Origin of the sequence: Commensalibacter papalotli (ex Botero et al. 2024) (genome assembly GCF_947179115.1) — a bacterium.
Taxonomy (GTDB): domain Bacteria; phylum Pseudomonadota; class Alphaproteobacteria; order Acetobacterales; family Acetobacteraceae; genus Commensalibacter; species Commensalibacter papalotli.
In genome coordinates, this window is the sequence record NZ_CAMXCI010000002.1 from 134,806 (window position 1) to 147,771 (window position 12,966).

Genomic DNA, 12,966 nt, shown 5'->3' on the forward strand with positions numbered 1-12,966 from the left:
TATGCCAGTAATATCATATTGCAAACACCCTAAATTTAGTGAATAAAAGATATTAATATATATATTTAAAACCACAAAATTAAGGATGAATTTTTTATGCAGTTTTTACAGTTTCTATGCTTATTGCCAATTAAAATTCTCCGATTTTTATGGAAATCTATTCTTTTTATTCTCAGACCTATCATAGGTCAGGTTAATTTTACATGGTCAGCCCCAACATGGATGGCACCTTGCCGCAAAAATAAAAAACTTTTTGCATATGGGATTCCTTCTTTTCTTGTAATGATTGCACTTGGTTATTCTGGAATCTATTGGTACCAACATCGTCCTATTCCACCAATTCCCAATTTGGTAAAAATATACGCTATTGCACCCTCTATTACAGATTATAAAAAAACACCTCCAACTATTTATCCATTAAGGATTAATTTCTCAGGATCGGCTGCTCCATTAAATAAAATGGGAAAGAAATTTCCTAATCTTTTTCCGATTACTCCAGAAATCAAAGGCGTTTGGCAATGGACCAGTGACCATGCATTAAGTTTTCAACCTCAAACAGATTGGAACGCTGGGCAAACTTACAGCATCAATTTTACTAAACCAAACGAGTTTAATCCAAATGTCATTATTCGCAGCGCACAAGATATCAATAATACAAACCCTACGGTTAAGTTTACCACAGTTGCTTTTGATGCAAAATTAAATGATAAAGCTTTTCAACAGGATGATCAGCATCCTATGATTAAAAAAGGAATCTTTACACTCAGCTTTAATATGCTTGTTGACCCGATTAGTTTTGAGAAAAATATACATTTATCCTTAGTTACCTACACTAAAAAGAAAAACACTTCTTTATTTAGTGGTGATAAAGACAAAGAAATTATAGAAAAAACTGAACAAAAAATACCTTTTAACGTTATTTATGATAAACAAAAACTGACCGCGACTATTGCTTCTGAAAATCTGCCAATCCCGAATGATAACAGCAAACTTGAATTAACAATTGATCCAGGAACAACTTCTCAACTAGGTCATGGTAATCTTACCAATAAGATCACTGCCTCTGTTAATGTTCCCAGTAAATACACATTAACTATTAATGATCTTAGTACGCATATTGTAACAGATGAGAAAAATACCTCTGATCAAATTTTAGAAGTGAAATTCAACTCTCCCGTCAATGATGAGCAAGTGGCTAAGAATATTTCTGCTTGGATTTTACCTGCTCTTAGCGATCGTGATGAACCATGGAATACGAAAACCCTAACCCCTCAAACCATTAGTCATTTCACACCTCTTAAACTAACTTTAATTCCCGCTGAAAATAACGCTCAAGCAATTCAAAGTTTTAAATATAAAACAGATCCTAATCAGCAAATTCTAGTTAAAATTAATGTCGGCATACAATCAACAGGCGGATATATTCTTAATAACCCTCATATAAAAATCCTTAATACGCCAGATTATCCTAAGCGTTTAAATTTTATGTCTGATGGTGCTTTGTTGTCCCTGCATGGCAGCAATAAAGTCTCTGTTGCTTCACAAAATTTAACTGGTGTAAAAATGGTTATCGGGCAATTACGTCCGAACCAAATACAACATCTTGTCAGCTTCCGAGATAGTGATGAAAATTATAATAAAGTAAACTTTAAATCTCCTTTTACAAAAGACCATATTATTAATCGCTATCAACAAAAAATCAGCTTTGGCAACAAGCCCTCGCATGACATTCGATATGATGGGTTTGATCTTTCATCATACTTGCACAAAGGATTACATGGTGTCTTTATCTTGCACTTATCAGAATATGATCAAAAAGCAGAAAGAAAAGAAAAACAAGCCAAACGCCAACGTGATCGAATTAATAGTCAAAGAACCTTTGCTATCGGTAATACCCCATCAAATATAGATGATAATGACTCTGATGAAGAAGAATCTTCTTTAAGCGATAGTCGTCTTATTGTTATTACTGATCTGGGTATGATTGTTAAGAAATCCCTTGATGGCAGCCAAGATGTATTTATCCAATCCATCAACAGTGGCAGCCCAGTGGCCAATGCAGAGGTTTCTGTGATGGGATTAAACGGGGATAAACTCATTACAAAAACAACAGACGATTCTGGCATTGTTCATTTTCCTAATTTGCAAGGGTTTACAAAAGATAAACTTCCTACTCTTTACATTGTTAATAAAGATGATGACCTATCCTTTTTACCCATTAATACAACTAATAGAAGTCTAGATTTTTCACGTTTTAATGTCGGTGGAGATATCAATACCATCCACAAAAAGGAGATTTCTGCTTATCTATTCTCGGATAGAGGTATTTATCGTACTGGCGAAGACTTCCACATTGGTATGGTAATCAAAACAGCTGATTGGCAAAATTCTATAAAAAATCTTCCATTAAAAATGATTATTACGGATCCTACTGGGAAAAGCTATGAATCTGCAGTGACGGTTGGTCAAGATGGATTTAATGAATACACCAACACTATTGGTGAAAATGACCCCAACGGTACATGGCAAATCAGTTTATTAACCATAGATCCCAAAGATAAAGATTGGTCACAAGAAATTGGATCAACAACGATCAAAGTCAAAGATTTTCTTCCTGAGCAAACGCGGGTTTCAGCTGAATTTTCTGCAAATAACCCTAAAGGATGGGTTAAACCTGAACAATTAAAAGCTATTGTTCAAGCCAAAAACCTATTTGGAACTCCAGCTGGAAACAGACGTGTTGAAGCTAGTATCAAAGTCAGTCCTTTTGTTCCTCAGTTTGAGCAATGGAAAGATTATCAATTCAGTATTGCTGATCGACTAAAAGAAAGCTTTGAAGATACATTACAAGAAGAAAAAACCAATGATCAAGGAAAAGCAACCTTTGATCTAAATCTTAAAAAATATACAAACTCCAGCTATAGCCTATCTTTCCTAGGACAGGTCTATGAACCTGATTCTGGGCGCAGTGTGGCGGCAACAGCTCAAACAATTGTCTCCTCCAATAATTATATGGTGGGATATCATTCAACAGACGATATCAGCAATATTAAGATCAACAGTGCTGTCAAAGCTGTACATTTAATTGCGATTAACCAACAGGTTGAATTAATACCATTACCTGACCTTAAAATCAGATTAATTGAAAAACGCTATGTTTCAGTTTTGGTAAAACAATCTTCTGGGCTTTACAAATATGAATCAAAACCCAGAGAAACAATTTTAAGTGAAACGCCTTTTTCTATTGATAAAAATGGTAGTGACTATTCAATTAACACAAATAAAGCTGGAGACTATAAAGCAGTTGTTTTGGATAAAGACAATAACGAGCTCAATACTATCAATTTCTCTATTATTGGTGCAGGTAATTTATCACGCTCCTTAGAAAGAAATGCTGAGCTTAATATTAGCCTTAATAAAAAAGCTTATAAACCAGGTGAAGAAATCGAAGTTGCTATTCGAGCTCCTTATATAGGCAGTGGATTAATTACCATTGAAAAAGACAAAGTCTATGCGCATACTTGGTTCCATACAGATACCACCAGCTCCATTCAACATATTACTGTTCCACCAGAGTTGGATGGAAACGGATATATTAATGTCCAGTTCGTTCGTGACCCCTCTTCTGATGAAATCTTTATGAGTCCTCTAAGCTATGGGGTTGTCCCTTTTTCTATTGATCTTGAACAACATCAAAACGCTTTGGCAATCACAGCACCTGAAATTACCAAAGACCGTAAAATTACTTTTACAGTAACCTCTGAACGCCCAACACGTGTAATCTTATGGGCGGTAGATAAAGGGATTTTACAAGTTTCCAAATATAAACTACCTAATCCTTTAGGATATTTTTTCAGTAAGAAAATGCTTGATGTGCAAACTTTGCAAATTCTCGACCAAATTCTTCCTGAATTTAGTCAATTATTAAAAGTAGCTGCCGCCGCCGGCGGAGATGAAGATTCCCCGTTTACACAACGTGTTAATCCATTCAAACGCAAACAAGATAAACCTGTTGTCTTTTGGTCTGGAATTGTTGACATCAATGGCAGCAGAGACTTTACCTATGATGCGCCAGATTATTTTAATGGCACATTACAAGTCATGGCTTTATCCGTTTCAAATGAGCAAATTGGTGTAACTAGCAAAGAAAGCATTGTCAGAGATGATTTTGTTTTAAAACCCAACGCACCAACAACGCTTACCCCAGGAGATGAAAGTGAAGTCAGCGTTCTTGTTGCCAATAATCTGGACAAACTCAATGGACAAAAAGTTCCCGTAAGTGTTAGCCTAAAAACAACCTCTCAATTCCAAGTCATAGGGAATAATATCCAAACGCTCTCTTTGGGTGAAAAACAAGATAGTGTTGTTCAATTCCGTATCAAAGCGCTTAATCGTAATCTTGGTTCAGGGGATTTAATATTCTCGGTGAACTATAATCAATCCATAACTCGTAACACAACGCATGTTTTATTACGACCAGCCTCAACCTATCGCACTCAAGTAAATATGAATAAACTTGACGCTGGAGCAACAAAAACTTTTACGGATTTACGTAGTGTTTATCCGAATAACGCTTTGCATTATGCTTCTTTTTCCAACCTACCGATGGTGATTATCCAAGGACTAGGCACTTATCTTATGGACTATGAACATTTATGCTCAGAACAAATTGTTAGCCGTGCTTTTGCTTTGCTAACTATTCAAAATAAACCTGAGTTAAAAAATATTTTTGCTCAGACAGATCCGAACCAAGTCAAAAATCTTAATGCATCACTTGATCAAATTATTACGACTTTACAAGAGCGGCAAAATAGTGCAGGTGCGTTTGGCTTATGGAGATCCACACCCAATGCCGATAACTTTGTTACCAGCTATGTTACTTTCTTCTTACAAAATGCAGCAGATCAAGGAAAAAATGTTTCTCAAAGTGCTTTAAATAAAGCCTATGCTTATTTAAAAGATTATGCTGTAAATGGCAGCAATGACAATTTGACTGATATGCGTAATAAAGCGTTTGCTATTTATATCCTTACAAAACAAGGCAATGTTACCACCAGTGCCATCTCTAGCCTTGTGAAAGATCTAAATACAAAATACAAAGAATCTTGGAAACAAGATTCCACCGCTGCATGGTTAGCCGCCTCTATGAAGCTTATGAAGCAAGATGAAGCTGCAGGACAGATGATGGCGGAATCCTTAAAAAGACTGCAACGAGATCCTAAGGCTTCTAATATAGGTTGGAATTACGAAGGTTATGATGGTGGGGATTTAGCCCAAGATGCTACCATTTTATATCTTGTGTCACAGCATTTCCCAAGTCTATTACCAAACTTGTCTGAAAATGCTTTTACCAACATTTTAAGCACGATTGAACAAGGCTATTATAATACTTTGTCATCATCATTAACCGTAATGGCATTTGATGCTTATTCTGCAAATATTAAAGATGATACGAAAAACTTGTTAATCCAAGCAATGGGAACAGATAGTCAAAAACAATCAACCATTTTGAAAACCAGTCAACTTAAAAATGGCATACAGATATTAAACTGGCAGCAAGGACCTACTACTTCTTTGAGCTTCAACAATCAATCCAGTATCAAAGCTTGGTATAGTGTTATTCAAAGAGGTTTTGACCAAAACCCTCCTAAAACAGCACTCCAACAAAAAATGGAGATTATTAGAGATTATACCGATCAAAAGAATAATCCAGTCTCTGATGTCAAAGTGGGTCAAGAAATCTTGGTTCATGTTAAATTCCGTTCAACAGACAATAAAACACACAATAATATCGCTATTACTGATTTATTACCTGGTGGATTTGACCTTGTTGCTGACAAGACAGAAGCTGTTGATTCAACCACAGAAAATAATAGTTTCTATCCTGATTTTATTAATAAACAAGAAGATAAAGTTATGATTTATACTTCGGTTACTAAAAATATTCAGGAATATGTCTATCGGATTAAAGCAACCAATGCAGGAAAATACATCATTCCGCCAGCTTATGGTGAAGGAATGTATAATCCAACCATTCAGGCAAGATCCCTTTCAGGTGGATATCTTGCTGTTACTTCGGCTAAATGATCCATTTTTTAAAAAAATGGCAAAACTGGATTTGTGCTGGCAGCTTGATTATTATTATCATTATCGGCTGTCGGCTATATCCACATCCTGCACTAAAAGATTCCCTTCCTATTTCTCGTACGGTTTATGATCAGTCTGGAAAACTGCTGCGATTAACCTTGGCAAAAGATGATCGTTATCGATTATGGGTGCCTTTAAACAAGATATCCCCAACCTTAATTAATGCCGTTCTGCTTCACGAAGATCAGTGGTTTTATTATCATTTAGGCACGAACCCTTATGGCATAGCCAGAGGCGCTTTGGTTACCTATATTTTGCATGGGCACAGACAGGGTGGCTCAACCATTACTATGCAACTTGCACGCCTTTTATATCAGCTCAATACCAAAAAACCTTGGGGTAAAGTAAAACAAATCTATTATGCTACCAAGCTTGAGTTACTTTATTCCAAAAAAGAGATTTTAGAAGCTTATTTAAATATCGCTCCTTATGGAGGGAACGTTGAAGGTATACAAACAGCAAGCCTTATCTATTTTAATAAAAATGCTTCTGAGTTAAATATTCCTGAAACTCTTTTATTAGCTGTTATCCCCCAAGAACCTAATCTAAGACTACGTTGTAAAAATAAGGATACTTGTCTGATTACCAACAAAAATATTCTTAAGGCAAGATCACTTTTATACAATCAATGGATTAAAACTTATCCAACAGATAACAACGTAGCTGCGTTTATAAAATTGCCATTACCGTTACGCCCCGTTTCAAAGCTTCCTTTTGAAGCACCACATTTCTCTGAGCAAGTTCTTAATCAATACCCCACAAAATCTAACCTAATGACAACGCTTGATTTAAGCCTGCAACATATTCTTGAACAACAAATTACTAATTATGTGAGTTCGAATGGTCAATTAGGAATTCATAATGCGGCAGCATTATTAGTTGATACAAATGACATGAGCATCAAAGCTATGATAGGCTCAGCAAATTATTTTAACCAAACCATATCTGGACAAATTAACGGAACATCAATCAAAAGATCCCCAGGATCATCGTTAAAACCCTTTATTTATGGGCTTGGATTTGATCAAGGGATATTACATCCGCAAAGTATTTTATATGATATTCCCATGACTTTTTCTGGATATGCACCTGAAAATTTTGATAGACATTTTGAAGGGCCTTTAACCGCAACTAAAGCCTTAAATCTAAGCCGAAATATCCCTGCTGTTTGGGTTGAATCAAAATTATCAAACCCTAATTTTTATCAGTTCCTTGCGAATGCAACTATTCATCATCTTAAAAGCCAACAATATTATGGGTTATCCTTAGCTCTTGGTGGAGAAGAAATTTCAATGCAACAAGAAGCCAACTTGTATGCTTTATTGGCCAATCAAGGAAAATTACAGCCATTACGTTTTCTTTTAACCGATCCTATAAAAGATGGAAAATCATTACTAAGTAATGAAGCCCGATTTATGGTAATCGATATTTTATCACAAAATAAACGGCCTGATGAAACGACCTCAGCCATACATTCTCCGTTCCCAATTGCTTGGAAGACAGGTACGTCTTCTGGATTTCGTGATGCATGGACTGCTGGACTATTCAGTCATTATGTTTTAATTGTTTGGGTCGGTAATTTTGATAATTCCAGCAATAGCAATTCAACAGGTGTTAAAACAGCAGCCCCTTTATTTTTTAATATTATAGATGCTTTACAGCCTAAAGTTACTTCAAAAGACCTTACAGCTTGGCAAGCACCTCAAACACTTAAAAAAGTGCAAGTTTGCCTTGCCAGTGGCGATTTACCCAATCATTGGTGCCCGCAAACAGGATATACATGGTTTATTCCAGGCGTATCTCCTATAAAAGTCAGCACTTTGCATCAACCAGTAATCATTGATAAAAACACTGGAAAAGTGGCATGCCCTCCTTTTGAAGGAAAGCAAATTCATACAGAAATCTTTGAGTTTTGGCCATCAGAAATACAATCTATTTTTAAAAGAGCAGGCTTATCTTATCGTTCCCCACCCTCTGATAAATCTTGTAAAAAAACATTTAAGAATACACACCCACCGCATATTCGCTCTCCTCATGCTTATCAAACTTATCTGTTACGTTCAAAATTGAAAGATCATGATCAAACTTTTATTGCTTTAACCGCCAACGCAGATGGAAATATTTCGCGCTTATATTGGTTTGCAAATAACAATTTTCTTGGAGAAACCCCACCCAATAGTGCTCTGTTTTGGCAGCCTGAACTGATTGGAAACTATCATATATCTGTTACCGATGATCAAGGGCAAAGTGATAGTGTAAATATCACTATTGATTCGATTCAGTAAATTTAAATAAAATCCATTGAAATATAATTTTTGAATAAAAGACAATATTTTATTAAGTGAACGGTTATGAATACTGTAAATATTGATATTTACGTTATTGTTAGAGTTACAGAAATACAGCGAATTTATTTCTATATCGTGATGTAAAATCGATTATAGCACATTAACTGAATGGATATTACACAATCACCTCTCTTCGACAAACTGTGCATTAGTTTGAAAAACTCCACAAAAAGTATAATCGCTTAATAAAGGATTCTAATTCTTTTTATATAGTATGATGTATACCATATATTCACAACATCGTTATTTGTTAGATATTTTCTTGACCAATTTCATTTTAAAAGGTCATATCTATATATGAATAAATTATCACTATGTGAATAAATATTCATATATAAAATTGATTTGTTATTTGAGGTGGTTAAATGGCTAAAGTTCAAGAGGTTTTGAATAATAATGACAAGGATCGCCTGCTAAAGTTAAGTCAAATTGCTTCTGAAATTCGTGTTGATATCGTGAATACCATTGCCGCGGCAAAGATGGGGCATATTGGGGGTGACTTTTCTGTCACTGATATTTTAGTTTCCTTATTTTTTGGCGTGATGAACTATAAATCACAAGATCCAAATTGGGCAGACAGAGATAGATTCATTCTGTCAAAAGGGCATTGTGCAGCAGCTTTATATTCTGTGATGGCCAAAGCTGGCTATTTCAAACATGAACAGCTGGGTGAATTTATGAAGCCTTTATCTTTTTTAGGAGGGCATCCTAATCGCCGTAAACTTGCAGGTATTGAAGCGAATACAGGCCCATTAGGTCATGGATTACCTATCGGGGTCGGATGTGCAATTGGAGCAAAGTTAGCAAAAAAATCATATAGAACTTTTGTTATATTAGGAGATGGTGAGTTACAAGAGGGCTCTAATTGGGAAGCCGCAATGTATGCAGGCCATCGTAAGCTCGGCAATTTAATGGCCATTGTTGATCGTAACCGCTTACAACAAGGTGCAGGCACCGAAGATACCAATTCACTTGATCCCTTAGCAGATAAATGGCGTGCTTTTGGTTGGGATACGTATGAGCTGAACGGGCATTGTTTTGAAGAATTATTAAAAGTTATGGAAGCTCCTTCTACAGGTAAACCCAAAGTTATTATCGCGAACACAATCAAAGGAAAAGGGGTCTCCTTTATTGAAAATAGAGTGGAATGGCATCACAAAGTTCCTTCTGCCGAACAAAATATCCAAGCTATTAAGGAGTTAACACACTCATGACGTCTTTATCTCAACAAGAAACATTTGATTGTCGCAAAATATTTGCTGAAACCTTAATAGAGTTGGCTCGTCAAGATGAGCGTATTGTCGCTGTTTGTAATGACTCTGTTGGTTCATCTAATTTAAATGATTTTAAAAAAGAATTCTCAGATCGTTTAATTAATGTCGGTATCGCTGAACAAAATATGATTGGAGTTGCCGCAGGGCTGGCCAATAGTGGTTTTATTCCATTTGTAAGCTGTGCTGGACCTTTTTTAAGTGGTCGTGCTTTGGAACAGGTTAAGGCTGACGTTGCATATAATATGTATCCAATTATTTTATGTGCGCAAAGCCCTGGAATGTCTTATGGAGAATTGGGGCCAACCCATCACTCTATCGAAGATTTCTCTTGGATCCGAGCATTAACAGATATTACATTGCTAAGCCCTGCTGACCCTAAGCAAACTAAGGATGCAATTCTTTGGGCGGTTAGAGCAAATAAACCTGTTTATATGCGTATTAATCGCTTTAAAATTCCTCAGACCACACCAAATAATGCCCCTTTTGAAGTGGGTAAAGCATTGGTTTTAAAAGAGGGAAAAGATGTTACGTTGATTACAACAGGTATCCTCGTTCCTCGTGCTTTAGAGGCCGCAGTTTTATTGGAACAACAAGGCATTTCAGCCAGAGTTTTAAATATGCACACGATTAATCCATTGGATAAAAAAGCCATTCTTGCTGCGGCCAGTCAAACGCGTGGTATCGTAACTATGGAAGAAGCCATCACAACGGGTGGTTTGGGCGCAGCAGTTGCCGAGGTAGTTGTTGAGCATCATCCAACCAAGATGCGAATTTTAGGCGTTTCACATTTTGCGCCAACAGGTTCTGCATCATTTTTATTAGACCATTTTGGGCTAAGTGTAGAAAATATTGTTAAGTCTGCTTGTGAATTAGCGAGGTAGCATCATGGGCGATCCATTAGTTCTGGCCATTGATCAAGGTAGCAGCTCTACAAAGTGCGTTATTGTTGATTACAAAGGTAAAATTATTGCGTGTGGTAAGATTGAAATTGGGGAAACCCATCCTTTTCCCGGTCACGTGGAACAAGACGGAGAGGAAATCTGGCAAAGTGTAGGAAAGGTTGTTTCTAAAACACTTGAAAACTTGCCTAATGGTTATATAGCTGCTGATGTTATTGTTGCCGGGATCAGCACACAACGAGAATCTTTTCTATTATGGGATCGCCAGACAGGGAAACCATTGCATCCGCTAATTTCTTGGCAAGATCAACGCCAAGTCGATTTATCATCAAAATGTTCAGATGAAGCTGTGCAGAACAAGGTAAAGTTTCTTACAGGCCTTCCTTTGGACCCCATGTTTTCTGCATCAAAAGCTAAATGGTTATTAGATCATTATGATAAAGACCGTAATCGCTCTTTGAAGGGTGAGCTCTGCCTTGGTACAATTGATTCATGGTTGCTATTCAACATTTATGGCGAGCATTTAATCGAAGCAGGCAATGCATCACGTACTCAATTAATCAATGTTCATGAATGTGATTGGGACGATGACTTACTGGCCTTATTTGATGTGCCGAGAGCATGTTTACCTAAAGTTATTTCTTCTAATGGTCCTTTTCCAAAAGAGATTAAACAATCTTTGGGTCCATTAAAAATTCCTGTTGGTGCAGTAATGGGAGATAGTCATTCTGCTTTATTTGGACATCAAGCATTTAATATTGGGCAAGTCAAAGCAACTTATGGCACAGGCTCTTCAATTATGGGGCTTATTCGTAAAGAAGACGAGCTGCATTCTGGTTTATGTTTAACCATTGGTTGGAAAACTGGTGATAAGATTGCTTATGCTGCTGAAGGAAACATTCGCTCTTTAGGAGCTACCTTACGTTGGATGGCAGGAATATTGGATATTTCTGTGACTGAACTCGTTGAATTGGGTATGAAAAGTCAAAGTGACTCTGTTGTGTTAGTTCCTGGTTTTGGAGGGCTGGGCGCCCCTTGGTGGGATGAAAAAGCAGTTGGTTTAATTACCAATTTGACCCTCGGAACCAGCAGGCAGACTTTGGCCAGAGCTACTATAGACAGTGTGGTTTATCAAGTTGCGGACGTAGTAAATGCTATTCGTCGTAATGTGGGTGAAATTCATCAACTTTTTGTAGATGGTGGACCAACCAGTCATGACGGTTTGATGCAGTTACAAGCACAGATACTGAATTGTTCTGTATTTAGAGCAGAAAGACCAGAATTATCAGCTTTGGGGGTTGCTTATATGGCAGGGTTAACCGAAGAAATTTGGACTCAAGCAGGTTTAGATAAACTCAATCGAGCTTATGATTTGTTTGAACCAAAATCACAGCAAGATGAACAGAACATTGATTTAGAAAAGTGGCATAAAGCCGTTAACCAATCCCGTCAGCTATATTCTATCTAATATTTGTTAAAGAGAATATTTATTATAAAGGAATACAATTATGGAACTTTTTTCTCTTGCAGGTCAAAACGCTTTTGTAACAGGATCAGGAAGCGGAATTGGACAAAGAATTGCCGTTAATCTTGCTAAAGCTGGGGCTAATGTAGGATGTTTTGATTTACCTAACAGTGCTGGCTTATCAGATACGATTGCACAAATCGAAAAACTAGGCCGTAAAGCTATTGCATTAACAGGGGACGTTACCAATCCTAATGATTTGGCTGAAGCAGTAAAAGCTGTTGATGAAAAATTAGGGAACTTATCCTTAGCGGTAAATGCCGCTGGAATTGCGAATGCTAATCCGGTCGAGGAAATGGAGCTAGAACAATGGCAACGTTTGTATGACATCAATGTTAAAGGTGTTTTTTTATCTTGCCAAGCAGAAGCACGGATAATGCTAAAACATGGTAAAGGGGCTATTGTTAATATTGCTTCTATGTCTGGTGTGATTGTTAATCGTGGATTGATGCAAGCACATTATAATTCTGCCAAAGCAGCTGTTATTCATATGAGTAAAAGTATGGCAATGGAATGGGCAGAAAAAGGTGTACGTGTTAATACAATCAGCCCAGGATATACCGCAACGCCAATGAATACACGTCCTGAAATGGTTAACCAAATGAAGCAATTTGCATCAGAAACACCGATGCAACGTATTGCCGATCCTGATGAAATGGCTGGGCCAGCAATATTCTTATTATCCGAAGCAGCATCTTTTTGCACAGGCGTTAATTTACTGGTCGATGGTGGATTCTGCTGTTGGTAAGCCTTTTGTAGATCAAAATCATAAT

The 12,966-nt window shown here is 36.8% G+C and carries 6 protein-coding genes; all 6 read left to right on the forward strand.

Annotation, left to right across the window (positions count from 1 at the left end; all coding sequences use genetic code 11):
* Window positions 1-96 precede the first annotated feature (96 nt).
* Entirely contained in the window at window positions 97-6,087 is a 5,991-nt protein-coding gene (locus QMN76_RS05885; protein ID WP_282024142.1) for an alpha-2-macroglobulin family protein, read from the forward strand.
* Entirely contained in the window at window positions 6,084-8,432 is a 2,349-nt protein-coding gene (gene pbpC / locus QMN76_RS05890; protein ID WP_282024140.1) for a penicillin-binding protein 1C, read from the forward strand. Before QMN76_RS05885 ends, pbpC begins: the two co-directional genes overlap by 4 nt.
* Before the next feature lie 428 nt (window positions 8,433-8,860).
* The gene (locus tag QMN76_RS05895; protein WP_282024138.1) at window positions 8,861-9,709 is read left to right on the forward strand and encodes a transketolase; all 849 of its coding nucleotides are present in this window, start codon (window positions 8,861-8,863) and stop codon (window positions 9,707-9,709) included.
* Window positions 9,706-10,650: a transketolase family protein gene (locus QMN76_RS05900; RefSeq protein WP_282024136.1), complete on the forward strand. Its 945-nt coding sequence runs from the start codon at window positions 9,706-9,708 to the stop codon at window positions 10,648-10,650. The genes QMN76_RS05895 and QMN76_RS05900 overlap by 4 nt, the downstream gene beginning before the upstream one ends.
* Before the next feature lie 4 nt (window positions 10,651-10,654).
* Window positions 10,655-12,136 carry an FGGY-family carbohydrate kinase gene (locus QMN76_RS05905; RefSeq protein ID WP_282024134.1) on the forward strand — a complete coding sequence of 494 codons (1,482 nt, stop codon included), beginning with the start codon at window positions 10,655-10,657 and terminating at the stop codon, window positions 12,134-12,136.
* Between the two features lie 40 nt (window positions 12,137-12,176).
* Window positions 12,177-12,941: an SDR family oxidoreductase gene (locus QMN76_RS05910; protein ID WP_034339705.1), complete on the forward strand. Its 765-nt coding sequence runs from the start codon at window positions 12,177-12,179 to the stop codon at window positions 12,939-12,941.
* Window positions 12,942-12,966 lie beyond the last annotated feature (25 nt).